This is a genomic window from Niabella digestorum (assembly GCF_036409055.1).
GTDB classification, from domain to species: domain Bacteria; phylum Bacteroidota; class Bacteroidia; order Chitinophagales; family Chitinophagaceae; genus Niabella; species Niabella composti.
Genome location: NZ_JAZGLY010000005.1, coordinates 81156 through 95455 on the forward strand (window position 1 = coordinate 81156; position 14300 = coordinate 95455).

Sequence of the window (14300 nt, forward strand, 5' to 3'; positions counted from 1 at the left end):
TTTTACAATTATAAAATCAGCTAGTTTGCAATTTCTTTACCAAACTCCTCGTATTTTCTTTTCATCATGTTCAGCAACTCATTAAAATCAACCTTCAACTTACCGGCGGCTATGTTTATGGGCGTTTTTAGCGTTGTATAATTCAACTCCAGCATTTTTCTTTTCAAAGAATGCCGTTCTTCGGCTATATACTTTTCGGGTTCTTTTATGTATATCACTATAAAGTTTTCTCCTGAGGCTTGCACATGCTTGATTTCTGTTACATCTCTCCAAAGCACTTTTGCAAACATTACGCCAAGCGAGTTATCGACAAAACCGTTATTATCGATTATCAATCCTGGTTTTTTATTAAATACCTTTTGTGCCAAAATAGCGGTAATAATCGTAAATAAAAAAGTGCCGATAAAGCCGGTTATCTTTACAAAACCATACTTCGTTCCTTTCACAAACAGTTGTGGCTGCACAACCATTATAACAAAGAGCAATAGTAATAACGAAAATAAAATCAGCTGTTTTGCTGCTTTAGATTTGTTAATGGGTATTTCAATAATCATATACTTAGTTTATACCGTCATTGAAAATATTCTGGTTTCGGGTTGTTTTCTAAGTAACCTCAGATCAAATGCCATAGCAACATTCCGCACAAATCCTCTTCCTGCTTCTGTAACTTTTAATCCATCTTTCTTCAACGTTACTAGTCCATCCTGCTGCATTTCTTGAAGGCGGTTCACAATCTGGGGAATTTCGGGTAGCTGCATTGCTTTTTCCTTCCAAGATGTTTCCAGATTGCACATGATATTTAAGATATGCCTACGTACTACAAGATCTTCCTCGCTTAAAATATGGCCTCGAAATACGGGCAATCTACCCTCCTTTACGCGAGCTGTATAAGCTTCCACAGACTTATCATTCTGCGCAAATGCATACCAACTATCACTAATAGCAGACATGCCCAACCCAATCATCACCTGAGTGTATGATGAGGAATAGCCCATGAAATTGCGATGGAGCGTTTTGTTTTGAATAGCCTTATACAAGCTATCGCTAGGCAAAGCAAAATGATCCATTCCTATTTCCACATATCCTTTCTCTTCAAGTAAATTCTTTCCTCGCTCGTACAAAGCACGCTTTAATTCTGCCGAAGGAAGATCGTTCTCGCCAAATCCTCGTTGTCCCACTCCCTTAATCCAAGGCACATGAGCATACGAGTAAAATGCAATTCGGTCGGGTTGAAGCAGCTTAGTCTTTTCAATCGTGTTCTTCATGCTTTCCCAAGTCTGATGTGGTAATCCAAACACCAGATCATGACTAATACTTTCATAACCGATATTCCTAGCTGCCTCGGTGACTTCTTTTACTTTTTCAAAAGGTTGAATACGATGAATAGTTTTTTGCACACGGGGATCATAATCCTGCACACCAAAACTCACTCGGCGAAATCCCAATTCGTACAACGCTTTTAGATGTTGTTGAGTAGTATTATTAGGATGCCCCTCGAAACTAAATTCGGGCTGAGCTGCAATATCTGCCGATGCAAAGAGAGATTCGATAAGTCTTTTTAAATTTTCGGGACTAAAAAATGTAGGAGTACCTCCGCCTAAGTGCAGCTCTTTTATTTGAGGACGACTACCTAATACATCGCAATACATTTGCCATTCCTTTAGCAATGTATCGATATAAGGCGCCTCAACATTATGTTGCTTGGTAATACGCTTATGACAGGCACAGAATGTACAAAGACTCTCACAAAAAGGTAGATGGATGTAAACACTAATGCCTGAGTTATTATTAGTTTCGGCAAAACTTCTTTGTAAAGTATCTATCCATCTATCAACAGTAAACAAATCCGTATCCCAATATGGAACAGTAGGATAACTGGTATATCGAGGCCCCGGGATATTGTATTTATTGATAAGATGAGCGTCCATAATTCATTAGCGCATATATTCAATATACAAAGCCGTAGCTGTACAGCTCATTATAAATTTTCTGACAACAATTTCACTGCATCCTTGGCAAAATAAGTAGCAATCAAATCTGCGCCAGCGCGCTTAATGGCAGTGAGGCTTTCGATAATTGCTTTATTTTCATCCACCCAACCTCGAGCTGCGGCTGCTTTAATCATTGCGTATTCGCCGCTCACATGATAAGCCGAAACAGGAATGGTCACAGCATTTTTCACTTCGCGAATGATATCTAGGTAAGCCATAGCCGGCTTTACCATCACAATATCTGCCCCTTGTTCTACATCTTGCAGGGTTTCGTTGATAGCTTCAATACGGTTGGCATAGTTCATTTGATATGTTTTCTTATCGCCAAATCCGGGAGCGCTATCTAACGCATCTCTGAATGGTCCATAGAAACAGCTGGCATATTTTGCACTATAGCTCATGATACCGACATCCGTATAGCCATTTTCTTCCAATGCTTTCCTGAAAGCGCCAATACGACCATCCATCATATCGCTGGGTGCAATAAAATCTGCTCCGGCCTCGGCATGTGAAAGACTCATGAGTGTTAATGCTTCTACAGTTTGATCATTTAGAATAACACCCTTCTCCATATCTACAATACCATCATGCCCATAAATAGAATAAGGGTCCAATGCCACATCAGTCATCACCAACATTTCCGGAACAGCATCTTTAATGGCTTTAATAGAACGTTGCATGAGACCATCAGGATTCCAAGCTTCTTTACCTGTATTATCCTTAACCTCATCTTTGGCCTTTACAAACAATAACACACACTTAATTCCTAGCTTCCATAATTCCTTAACTTCCAGAATAATAAGATCGAGACTATACCGATAATAACCCGGCATAGATGGAATTTCTGTTTTTATATTTTCACCTTCATCAATGAATAAGGGAACAATAAAATCATTGGGTGTTAATACTGTTTCAGCAACTAGGCTTCTGATAGCTGCTGATTTACGGAGTATTCTATTGCGTTTTTGAAGATACATTTTATGTAAGTATTTTATTTTTCAAATGATAGATGTTTCATTACGCAGCACATTAAACCCAGTCTTTCGGATGGCGACAAGCATCTAGCAGTTTTGCTTCTTCACTGCCCGGTTCCGGCTGATGATTGTAAATAAATTTCACGGTGGGCGGCAGGCTCATCAAAATACTTTCTGTACGACCATTCGTCTTTAACCCAAATACTGTTCCTCTATCATGTAGTAAATTAAACTCTACATACCGACCGCGTCTAATTTCCTGCCATGTTTTATGTGCTGTGGTGTAAGGTGTATTTTTCCTTTTCTTCACAATAGGCAGATAGGCCTCTAGAAATGCACGGGCGTTTGCCTGCTGAAAATCGAACAAACGTTCCGCTTCTGCTTCATCTTTCATTCGCAGATGATCATAAAACACACCGCCTAATCCACGCATCTCATTATCACGATGCTTATTACTAAAATACTCGTCGCATTGTTGCTTGTACTTCGGATACAAATCTTCACCAAAAGGTTCTATAGCATTTTTAAAAGCACCATGAAAATGGCAGATGTCTTCCTCAAACAAATAGTAAGGCGTGATATCGGCACCACCTCCAAACCAGCGATCTATTATTTTTCCATCCTTATCGGTTAGTTCAAAATAGCGCCAGTTAGCATGTACTGCAGGTACAAAAGGATTTTGTGTATGCAATACTAAACTGAGACCACAGGCAAACCACTCACCATCCTCAACAGCGGCAGGCAGATTTAAGACCTGCTTCATTTTTTCACTCAAGCTTCCGTATACTGCTGAAATATTCACTCCGGCTTTTTCAAAAACATTGCCATTCTCCATAATGCGAGATATGCCTCCACCGCCTTTTCCTTCATCACGATCCCATTTATCGGCCTTAAATTTGGCCGCTCCATCTTCCTGTTCCAGTGCATCACAAATTGTCTGCTGAAGACCGTATATGTATTGCACCCATCTCTCTCTAAATGTTTCGTGTTTCATTTTCTGTAATTTGTTGCGATACCTATACTTTTTACTGAAAGCAATATTCCTTTACGGTGTTCACAAAAGCTTTGGCATGCTCTACCGGTATATTCGGCAAAATACCATGTCCCAAATTGGCGATATGTTTACCAGGTCCAAAAGCCTGTAACATCTGTTTTACCTCTTTCTCTATTACAGGTATAGGTGAAAGCAGTTTAGCAGGATCAAAATTCCCCTGCAATGCGACATTATTACCCGCCAGTTGTCGTGCCATTTGCGGCTCAATACACCAATCGATACCCAATCCATGTGCACCGGCAGCAGCCATTTCGGGCAAAGAACTCCATGCACCTTTGGCAAAAATGATAACAGGCACTTCATCATTCACCGCCGCCACAATCTGTCTGATATATTGCAATGAGAAAATTTCAAAATCTTTTTTACTTAATAATCCGCCCCAGCTATCAAAGACCTGCACCACATCAGCACCTGCTGCAATTTGACCTTTCAAATAAGCGATAGTGGTATCCGTAATCATTTGCAATAACTGATGCGCCAGCTCAGGCTGCTGATAACAGAACCCCTTAGCTTCATCAAAAGTTTTACTTCCCTTTCCTTGAACCATATAGCAAAGCAAGGTCCACGGAGCTCCTGCAAAACCAATCAAAGGAACGCGTCCATTCAATTCTTTTTTAATTAGCTTAATGGCATCAAACACATAATGTAGACGATCGTGAACATCAGGTACACAAATCCTGTTTAAATCTTGTGTAGTTTTGATTGGTTGTGGTAATAACGGACCAAGCTTTTCAATCAACTGCACTTCCATACCCATGGCCTCAGGTACTACCAGAATATCTGAGAATAATATGGCTGCATCTACACCCACAATATCCACCGGCTGCAGTGTAATTTCGCAGGCTAATTCCGGGGTTTTACATCTTTCAAAAAAAGAGTATTTTTCACGCAACTGAATATACTCGGGCAAATATCTCCCGGCCTGACGCATCATCCACACTGGAGTACGTTCGGTTTGCTCGCCTAATAAGGTTCTTACTAATAAATCATTTTTCAAATTACTGTCTCTTCTCATTATCCGTTTATTTTTTCAAGCATCGCACGGATCTCCGGTTTTTCTGCGATGATAATATTTTCCTTACAATATTTCGACAAAGCCTGAGCGGTTGTGGAGCCTATACAATAGTACTTCTGACTAGGCTGCGGAGTGTTCAGTGAAAAATAGCTTTCCACACCGGATGGACTGTAAAACATGATAGCTTCGTACTGCTTGTGCAGTTTTTGAGGAACAGCGATATTTTCATAACAGATGATCTCCGAAAAGCGAAGCTTATTTTGCTGTAAGAATCGCGGAATAGTGGGCAGTCTTTTATCCCCGCAAAAAAAGTAATAGTGTGCTTCTCGATCGATTTCAATCAACTTAATCAACTCTTTTGCATACGGGGCCGTGGCACGAATATTCAGGGTAGTCTTACGTACAGTATCTGCTGTCACTCCCTCAATGCAATAGGTTTTATTATACAAGTTTTTTATCAGTTCCATCACAGCATGTACAGCATGCTGACTGGTAAATACGAAAATATCTCGGGAATTAAGATCCCCTAGTTGTTGTACAATATCCGAAGTTGAACGATGGCGTATCTCAATAAAAGGAATGCAGTCTATTCGTATTCCTTTTGCTTGAGCATCCTGCAACAATACAGGTTCCAGCATTCTTGTGCTTAATACATCCATCAATGCTTTTCCAATTTTGTGAAGCACCTACAATAATATTCCTATGCAGATTCGTTTCCTAAATACCCCTACAACTAATCCAAAACTATACTTAATGCGGATTATCAGATAGCTTGTTCACTATGTTACTACCGCCATATTTTAATAATTCCGTAGCCGCAATAGTTCCTGCTTGTGTTGCCTCTTGCAAACTAAAGATCTTTTCTACTTCAACTTTTTCTTTACCGTCAGGTGTAACAATATTGCCTTTAAAAAGTATTTTATCTTCCTTCATTTGTGCCAACGCACTGATAGGAGTAGAACATCCCCCCATTAATGCAGTTAAAAAATCACGCTCTGCCTTTACACAAACAGCAGTAGGCACATCGTTAAGGGGAGCACAAGCTTCCAATGCGTAATTATTATCTGCTTGGCTAACTACCATAATAGCACCTTGTGCAGGGGCGGGTAGCATCCAGTCCAGGTCCAAACTCTCTTCTGGCCGAAGACTAATGCGTTCCAAACCTGCAGCAGCAAATATAGCCCCATGCCATTGGCTTTGGGCTACTTTTTGCAAACGTGTATTGACATTGCCGCGCAGATTTTCTATAGTAGTATTGGGATAACGGTGGAGCCATTGTGCTTTACGACGAATACTGCTGGTAGCAATGATAAAAGCTTCTTCGGAAGGAGTGCCTGCTTTCAATATGCGGATAGTATCCTCGCTCAGCCTACCAGCATGTACCAATATATCCCTATGGCTGGCTCTTTTCAATACAGCAGCCTGTACAATCCCCTGAGGTAATTGCACCGGAACATCCTTCATGCTATGAACAGCAATGTCGATTTTATTGTTCAGTAATGCAATATCGAGGCTGCGCGTGAATACGCCCTGTACCCCCATAGCGTACAAAGGGGTGGTCAGGTCTATATCGCCTTCGCTTTTAATATAAACCAGCTCGGCTTTATGGCCATTCTGTTCCAGTAAACGTTTAACGAGTGAGGCCTGCCATACGGCCAACTGACTATCGCGTGTTCCTATTCGGATATGATTGGTTTGCATCAGGACATTTGCAGGTAATCATTAATCAAATTGATAAACTGGCAGCCCTTATCATTTTTGGTCTTAAGGTTAACGGCTAGCTTTTTAACTGCTTTTTGCGCTCTTTCGGTTTGCTGCTTTAATAAAGCGTCTTTAGCAAACTCACAGGTATGCAATTGTAAACGATCCAATTCCTGTAACTTACTCTTCCAAGTTTTTAAATGGAGTACATACCTGTAATCTTTTAGCCACTGCCAGAACTCTTGGGTGTAGTACTCAATGATTGCTTCGGCCTTAGGCACTTCTGCTCGGCGGCGCGCCAGGGTTTTGTCCAATATTTCGGTGGAAATTTCATCCACATCAATTACACGCTTACCCTTAATCTGCTTTACGGCGGGATGTACATTAGCCGGTACAGAAAGATCCAGAATCAGCTGCTCCTCCCCTTCTGCAAAATGTTGGGGTAAGATAGTAGGCTCGTTGGCATTCGTACATACAATCACCACATCCGACTGACGGATGGCTTCCTGTTTTTTATCGTATCCCAGAAAATGAATGCCACAGGATGCTGCCAAAGCCGAGGCGGTCTCATCGGTTCTGTTCATCACAGTTACCGTTACACCCGGAAAATAAGTAATCAGATTTCTGCACACATTGGCACCAAATTTTCCGGCGCCTATCACCAGTATTTTTTTAGAATTAATATGTGTAATCGCCTGCAGTAATTCGATAGCCGCAAAAGAAACAGAAACCGTACCATTACTCAGCTCGGTATCAGTCTTAATTTTTTTAGAAGCCTGAAACACAAAATTGAGTGTACGGTCCATCACAGGGCCAATCACGCCATGGGCTTTAGCCAGATCTACGGATTTTTTAATCTGACCGAGAATCTCATAATCACCCAGAATCTGCGAATCCAGTCCTGACGCTACACGAAAAAGATGCTGCAACGCATGATTGCCGTTTTTCAAATAAGCATATTCGAAAAACGTTTTTTCGTCGGCCTTACAATGTTTCAGTAACAGATGTACTAACTGCATCACCGACTCGGCAAAACCGTAAATTTCTGTACGATTACATGTAGATAAAACGAAAACACTTTTGATTCCTGCAGCTTTAGCATCTTTGGCAAGCTGGGCGAATCCTTCGTTGTTGATGGAAAATAGACCACGTGTCGCAACATCAGCTTTAAGATAGTTGATGCCCGCTACACAAAACCTATCAAGCACCTGTTTTGAAATATGAAATTCTTCCGCAGACATGTGAGTGGTGCAAAAGTATAGAAGCTTCTTTATTCCATCGTCATAATATTGTCATGTAGAAGTCATAATCATCAATATCATCGTTTTTCCTGACCAAGATCATGAAATTCCCAATCACCAAGGAGAAAGAACAATTTAGTACCTTCGCAAAAATTATTACACTATGCAATGAAACCTTGGCTGTCCTGCGCCTCGTATGTCATCATATTATTATTGAGCCGTATATTTTTATGGCCAAATGCTTCCCGATGACATCATCACCCATAAGAAAGAGTTATAAAAGGATATCCGGTTGCATAAGCACATTTAGCCAATAATGAAAAGAGGAATTATTTTACTAAACTTAGGTTCTCCAGACTCTACAAGTAGAAAAGACGTAAAAGTATATCTGGATGAGTTTTTGATGGATAAACGCGTAATCGACAAGCCTTATTTGCTTCGCTTATTGCTGGTACGGGGTATTATCACTCCCATCAGAGCAGGCAGATCGGCAAAAGCCTATCAATCCATATGGTGGAAAGAAGGCTCACCACTCATTGTACTTACGCGTCGCTTAAAAGAAGCTCTGGAGCCCAAGACTACATATCCCATAGAAATTGCTATGCGTTACGGTAAGCCACATCCTAAAACTGCTTACGACAATTTGCTGGCAACAAATCCGGATCTGGAAGAAGTGATCATTGTGCCGCTATACCCTCACTATGCCATGAGTAGCTGGGAAACAGCTGTGGAGTATATGCGAACCATTCATGCTAAATATCGCTATAGTTTTAAGTTGAAAACAGTTCCTCCATTCTACAATCACCCTGCTTATATTCATGCATTGGCGCAAAGTATCCAACCTTATCTGAGCGACGAATACGATCAGTTGCTTTTCAGCTATCACGGTATTCCGGTATCACATATATACAAAACCGGTAAACAGGGTGTACAACATGATCTTGAAGATCCTGAAAAATGTTGCGACGACCCGGAATCGCATCTTACCTGTTATCGTCATCATGTATTAGAAACCTCGAAACTCACAGCTCAAGCACTCGGTCTCAGCCGCGATAAATGGGCCGTAGCTTTTCAGAGCCGCTTGGGGCGTGATCCCTGGCTGTTGCCCAGTACCCAAGAGAGATTGGAGGAACTACCCAAAGAAGGAGTAAAAAAGCTGAAAATCGTATGCCCTTCGTTTATATCAGACTGTTTGGAAACACTGGAAGAAATAGAACAAGAAGGCAAGGAGGAGTTTCTGGAAAGTGGCGGAGAAAAATACGACTATATCCCCTGTTTGAACACAAACGAGCTGTGGGTAACCACTTTGTTACAGCTCATAGAAGAAGCGATTGAACGCCCGTTCGAAAATGTGATAAAATAGTGTAATTTACCCGTCCATAAATTGCTATTGCAGGATGTCTAGTGCCTATTTATACCTCAAAGCCCTACATATCATTTTTGTGGTAACTTGGTTTGCCGGACTTTTTTATATGCCGCGGCTACTTATTTATAATGTAGAAGCCAATACACAGCCTGTAGCAGTCCGAACTGTACTGCAAACACAGTTTGGCATCATGATGAAAAGACTTTGGTATGGTATTACCTGGCCCTCGGCTATTCTCACTTTGCTATTGGGATTGACCGTTTTATTTAAAGGTGGTTGGTTTCATCTGCTTTTTAAATCAGAGGGCATATGGCTGACGCTAAAATTATGCCTCGTACTTTTTCTCTACGCTTATCACATTGCCACTCATGTTATATTTAAACAACAACTAAAGGGTGTTTTTAAACTGAACTCCCAGCAATTACGCATGTGGAATGAGCTAGCCACTATTTTTCTAATATGCATCGTAATGCTGGTCGTAGTGAAACAAGGCATCAGTCTGTTCTGGGGACTGGTAGGAACCGCACTACTGGTAATTGCATTAATGCTGGCCATTAAAATCTACAAGCGCATTCGTAATAAATCCGCACAATAAATTACTCACAACGGGCGCACCCTCATAGTTACTCATATCAACCCACATATATTACTACCATATTTTAGAATATTCTTAATTTTAAGAATATAAACAAAATCTTATAACTATGAGTAAAAAACTTTTCGCCGAGGTATTCGGCACATTTTGGCTCGTATTTGGGGGATGCGGTAGCGCTGTATTTGCTGCTGGTGTACCCGACATCGGTATCGGATTGCTTGGCGTATCACTTGCCTTTGGCTTAACGGTGCTAACTATGGCTTATGCTGTAGGCCACATTTCCGGAGGACACTTCAACCCCGCCGTATCGTTTGGATTGCTTGCCGGTGGCAGGTTTTCTGCAAAAGAACTGCTACCTTACATTATTGCCCAACTGGTTGGGGCCATCCTTGCAGCTGGTGCTCTGTACATCATTTTAAACGGGGCGGGAGCTTTTTCAAAAGAAGGGCCGGGAGCATTTGCAACCAATTTTTATGACATGCCTGGCTATCACGGCAGAAGTTATTCCCTTGGGGCTGCCTTCCTTGCCGAGTTTTTGTTAACGGCGTTTTTCCTTATTATCATTTTGGGAGCTACAGATAAATGGGCTAATGGCAAATTTGCAGGTATTGCCATAGGCCTAGCTTTAACACTAATCCATCTTATTTCCATTCCTATTACCAATACATCGGTAAATCCCGCTCGTTCTACCTCTCAAGCTTTGTTTGTGGGAGGTACAGCACTGTCACAACTTTGGCTGTTTTGGGTAGCGCCGATCCTAGGAGGTATTGTAGGAGGATTAATTTATAAGTATCTGTTACAACGTTCCGATACCGAAGCAAACAGTTAATTAATCACATCTCCTATCCATTGCCAATAAAAAATCCCGTATGTGAGAAATACGGGATTTTTCTTGTACCTATTATCTTCGTGTTATCTAACCTTATAAATAAAATCGTTGTTGTTAAATTGTTTAGCCACCTCGCGCAAATCGTAAGCGATGCTCGCATCTACCATTTGATCCCCCAGTTGCAAAACGAATCCCCCAATAATACTTGGGTCTACCTTTTCTTCTAACTCCACATTTTCGATATTGGCAACTTTCTTTACCTGCGCAACAATATTCTCCTTCACACTATCACTTACAGGAACTGCAGCAGTTAAAGTTACAGTATTTATATTCTTATGAGCTTTATACTGATTGACAAATTCACCTAGAATTTCAGGTAAAACCGCTTCACGAGCTTTAGATATTAGCAGTCTTATAAATCCTTGTGTAATCGGATTCACCTTACCATCGGTAATAGCAGCTACAATTTTTTGCTTTTTATCAGCTTTAATGATAGGGCTACGCAATAGGCTCACAAAATCAGGATTGCTTTTGCAAATAGCTTTCAGCCATTGCACATCCTGAAATACCTCTTCGAGCTGTCCCTTCTCTACAGCAATCTCCAATAAAGCCTTCGCGTATCTGTATGCTAAACGTGGATTAAGCATTTTTATTTAATATTTTCAATGAATCTTTTGAAGAATGGATACTAGTTCAGCTTAATGCTTTCCACTAGTCCGTTGATGTGCTCTTCTTGCTTGTTCTGTTCGCTCAACTCTTTTCTTAACACTTTTTCGCTCACTTCAATCACGAGTTTACCTACTTCGTTTTTCACATCAGTAAGAGCCGCCATTTTCTGAGCATTGATAGCCTGTTGGGCATCTGCAATAATTTTTGCAGCCTCAGCCTTAGCCTGCTCCTTAGCTTCGTTGATGATTTTCTCTTTGGTTTCGCGAGCTTCTTTCAACAGCTGAGCTCTTTCTTCGCGCGCTTTAGCCAGCAAAGCTTCGTTTTCGCTTTGCATTTGTGCCATTTCGGCTTTTACTTTCTCAGCAGAGGCAATGGCATTGGCAATGTTTTGTTCGCGATCATTCAGTGATTTCAGAATGGGCTTCCAGGCAAATTTTTTAAGAATCAAAAACACTACGATGAAGGCTACCAAAGCCCATACAAAATAGCCTAGATTGGGAGTAAGCAATTCCATATACTAATTTCTGTTTTAAAAGTTCGTGAGGGTTACCACGAACAAAAAGTTGATGTATATATACGCTGCAACTAGGGATTACAGCTGTAATTCATAAATTCTTTAAAAATACCGCACCCGCCGCCCTGTGCTTAAGGTGCAGTAATTTTTTGGGTGAAATGATTACTTCAACACTGCCAATAAACCTGCGATTACCGCAAACAGGGCAACACCCTCGATAAAGGCAGCAGTCAGGATCATAGCACCACGAATGTCGTTAGCAGCTTCTGGCTGACGAGCGATACCTTCGGTAGCAGCTTTACCGATTTGACCGATACCGATACCTGCACCGATGGCAGCTAAGCCAGCACCTACGGCACCACCAAAGTGAGACCAGCTTCCGCTTACTTCCAACAAAGTGTTTAATAAATCCATGATTCTTTGATTTTATATATGATTAAAAATTAAAAACGCATTAATGATGATCGTGCCCCTCTTCATCATGATGATGGTCACCAATTGCTCCTCCTATAAACACAGCAGTCAGATTGGTGAAAATATAGGCCTGAATGAACGCTACCAAAATTTCAATCAGGTAAATAAACACTGCAAAGGCAATGGATACCGGAGTGAAAGCAACTCCGGCCACTTTGCTCATTTCAGTAAAGATAAATATCAGACTGATAAAGCTCAGAATAATAATGTGCCCTGCAGTCATGTTCGCAAAAAGACGGACAATCAACGCAAAGGGTTTAGTAAATACTCCAAGCAATTCCACAGGCATCATTAAAAACTTCACCGGAAGTGGTACACCAGGGAACCAGAAAATGTGCTGCCAGTAATGCTTGTTAGTACTAAACAGAATCACAAAGAAGGAAATGATACCCAACATTGCAGTAAAGGCAATGTTTCCGGTAACGTTGGCTGCTCCCGGCAACAAGCCGAATATATTGTTGATTAAAATAAAGAAGAAAACGGTGAGCAGATAAGGCAAATATTTCTGGTATTTGGGCCCCAGATTGGCCTTAGCAATATCATCTCTTACAAAAGTAATTACCGGCTCAATAGCATTTTGAAGACCTTTGGGTGCAGAGCTCACGCCTTGTCCCTTCGCATATTTTTTAGCCATTGAAGTCAGCAACCACACCAGTACGATCAGGGCTATAATCATTTGCACCACGTTCTTGGTCATGGAGAAATCGTACACCTTAACAGATTCGTCAATATTGCCATTAGCATCTACTGCTACAATCTTTCCATGGTCGATTTTGTAGCCATTGTGAGCGTGCGTTCCGTGATGAAAAGCTGATGACATAAACATGCTTAGCCCACGCTGCGGAGAGTATACGATTACAGGCAATGGAAGTGTTCCATGAAATTCTGAACCGTCAGCTTTTTTGATTGTGAAAAAATGCCATTCATGAGCATCGGCAATGTGATGCAGAATTACCTCACCGGGATTAAACTTCTCTTCGCCTCCAGCGGCTCCATGTTCGGCTGCTGCCTCTGCAGAAACCTCTTCACTCGCAAAAGCCACATTTTGACCGAATACAAAAAAAAGGCTGAAAGCCGCTACTATAAAGCATTTGAAGCCATTTAATCCCATATTCTGCTAAATTTTGGCGCAAAGATAAGGGGAGTATGGGAAAGTTGATGAGTTTAACGGTCGAAAATGTTCAAAACTTTCATCCAACTGCATAAAAGTAGTCATCAAAACAGGAAATCATCCTAAAATCATGAGATTATTATCCTATATCTCCCAATGAGACGAAAATATAATAAAAAATTAAAATATCATATTTATTATTTTATCCGATCCGGATTTTTCTTGATAAAATCTTCCCAGCCTTTAAAGCCAGCAACTTGCGGAATGGGGGATGAATACTGATAAAAATGACAAACTGCAACGGCTAGCGCATCTGTAGCATCAAAATATTGAGGAAGTTCCTCGATGGAAAGCATTTGCTGTAGCATTTTCCATACCTGCTCCTTACTGGCATTACCGTTTCCGGTAACGGCTTGCTTTACTTTACGAGGAGAATACTCGGTAATAGGAAGATTGCTGTGCATGGCTGCAGCAATCGCTACCCCCTGTGCTCGTCCCAACTTTAGCATGCTTTGCACATTTTTGCCAAAAAAGGGCGCTTCGATGGCAAATTCATGAGGTTTATAAAGAGCAATCAGCTCCCGCACTTTTTCGTAAATGAGATGCAAACGCTCATAGTTATTCTTATTGGAGGATAAGCGCAGCGCGTGCATTTCGCACAAGCGTATCTTTTTTTGGGAACACTCAATCACACTATACCCCATAATGAGGGTACCGGGGTCGATGCCTAATATTATTTTATTCGATTGTTGCAAACAGGTATTAT

Annotated in this window: 16 protein-coding genes; 3 read left to right on the forward strand and 13 right to left on the reverse strand. The window is 41.1% G+C overall.

Annotated elements, in window-relative coordinates:
- Positions 1 to 20: 20 nt before the first annotated feature.
- The 8 genes from V2H41_RS09770 to hemA form a co-directional block, all read right to left on the reverse strand.
- Positions 21 to 554: an STM3941 family protein gene (locus V2H41_RS09770; RefSeq protein WP_330974970.1), complete on the reverse strand. Its 534-nt coding sequence runs from the start codon at positions 552 to 554 to the stop codon at positions 21 to 23.
- Between the two features lie 9 nt (positions 555 to 563).
- Complete coding sequence (hemN, locus tag V2H41_RS09775) at positions 564 to 1928, reverse strand: oxygen-independent coproporphyrinogen III oxidase (RefSeq protein ID WP_330974971.1); 1365 nt, start codon at positions 1926 to 1928, stop codon at positions 564 to 566.
- Positions 1929 to 1978: 50 nt separating this feature from the next.
- Positions 1979 to 2968 (reverse strand): porphobilinogen synthase, encoded by a 990-nt coding sequence (gene hemB / locus V2H41_RS09780; RefSeq protein ID WP_330974972.1) that lies wholly within the window; start codon positions 2966 to 2968, stop codon positions 1979 to 1981.
- 52 nt (positions 2969 to 3020) lie between these two features.
- Positions 3021 to 3959, reverse strand: coding sequence for an oxygen-dependent coproporphyrinogen oxidase (gene hemF, locus V2H41_RS09785; RefSeq protein ID WP_330974973.1), 939 nt, complete (start codon positions 3957 to 3959; stop codon positions 3021 to 3023).
- Positions 3960 to 3990: 31 nt separating this feature from the next.
- The gene (gene hemE / locus V2H41_RS09790) at positions 3991 to 5034 is read right to left on the reverse strand and encodes a uroporphyrinogen decarboxylase (protein WP_330974974.1); all 1044 of its coding nucleotides are present in this window, start codon (positions 5032 to 5034) and stop codon (positions 3991 to 3993) included.
- Positions 5034 to 5720, reverse strand: coding sequence for a uroporphyrinogen-III synthase (locus V2H41_RS09795; protein ID WP_330974975.1), 687 nt, complete (start codon positions 5718 to 5720; stop codon positions 5034 to 5036). The genes hemE and V2H41_RS09795 overlap by 1 nt, the downstream gene beginning before the upstream one ends.
- 64 nt (positions 5721 to 5784) lie before the next feature.
- Positions 5785 to 6735: a hydroxymethylbilane synthase gene (gene hemC / locus V2H41_RS09800; protein WP_330974976.1), complete on the reverse strand. Its 951-nt coding sequence runs from the start codon at positions 6733 to 6735 to the stop codon at positions 5785 to 5787.
- Complete coding sequence (gene hemA, locus V2H41_RS09805) at positions 6735 to 7976, reverse strand: glutamyl-tRNA reductase (protein WP_330974977.1); 1242 nt, start codon at positions 7974 to 7976, stop codon at positions 6735 to 6737. Before hemA ends, hemC begins: the two co-directional genes overlap by 1 nt.
- Positions 7977 to 8292: 316 nt before the next feature.
- Here hemA and hemH point away from each other — a divergent pair, with 316 nt between their 5' ends.
- The 3 genes from hemH to aqpZ all read left to right on the forward strand — a co-directional run bounded on the left by hemH (position 8293) and on the right by aqpZ (position 10766).
- A complete protein-coding gene (hemH, locus tag V2H41_RS09810; protein ID WP_330974978.1) occupies positions 8293 to 9339 on the forward strand; it encodes a ferrochelatase in 1047 nt (348 codons plus the stop codon).
- A 34-nt stretch (positions 9340 to 9373) separates the two neighbouring features.
- Entirely contained in the window at positions 9374 to 9937 is a 564-nt protein-coding gene (locus V2H41_RS09815) for a CopD family protein (RefSeq protein WP_330974979.1), read from the forward strand.
- Between the two features lie 109 nt (positions 9938 to 10046).
- Positions 10047 to 10766 (forward strand): aquaporin Z, encoded by a 720-nt coding sequence (aqpZ, locus tag V2H41_RS09820; protein ID WP_330974980.1) that lies wholly within the window; start codon positions 10047 to 10049, stop codon positions 10764 to 10766.
- An 83-nt stretch (positions 10767 to 10849) separates the two neighbouring features.
- On the opposite strand, the gene atpH is transcribed toward aqpZ, so the two are convergent.
- The 5 genes from atpH to ruvC all read right to left on the reverse strand — a co-directional run bounded on the left by atpH (position 10850) and on the right by ruvC (position 14289).
- Positions 10850 to 11413 carry an ATP synthase F1 subunit delta gene (gene atpH, locus V2H41_RS09825; RefSeq protein ID WP_330974981.1) on the reverse strand — a complete coding sequence of 188 codons (564 nt, stop codon included), beginning with the start codon at positions 11411 to 11413 and terminating at the stop codon, positions 10850 to 10852.
- Between the two features lie 41 nt (positions 11414 to 11454).
- Positions 11455 to 11949, reverse strand: a complete 495-nt coding sequence (gene atpF / locus V2H41_RS09830) for a F0F1 ATP synthase subunit B (RefSeq protein WP_330974982.1) — start codon at positions 11947 to 11949, stop codon at positions 11455 to 11457.
- Positions 11950 to 12111: 162 nt separating this feature from the next.
- Positions 12112 to 12363 (reverse strand): ATP synthase F0 subunit C, encoded by a 252-nt coding sequence (atpE, locus tag V2H41_RS09835; protein ID WP_330974983.1) that lies wholly within the window; start codon positions 12361 to 12363, stop codon positions 12112 to 12114.
- Positions 12364 to 12403: 40 nt separating this feature from the next.
- Positions 12404 to 13534, reverse strand: a complete 1131-nt coding sequence (gene atpB, locus V2H41_RS09840) for a F0F1 ATP synthase subunit A (protein ID WP_330974984.1) — start codon at positions 13532 to 13534, stop codon at positions 12404 to 12406.
- A gap of 197 nt (positions 13535 to 13731) precedes the next feature.
- On the reverse strand, positions 13732 to 14289 hold the full coding sequence (gene ruvC / locus V2H41_RS09845; protein ID WP_330974985.1) for a crossover junction endodeoxyribonuclease RuvC: 558 nt from the start codon (positions 14287 to 14289) through the stop codon (positions 13732 to 13734).
- Between the last annotated feature and the right edge of the window lie 11 nt (positions 14290 to 14300).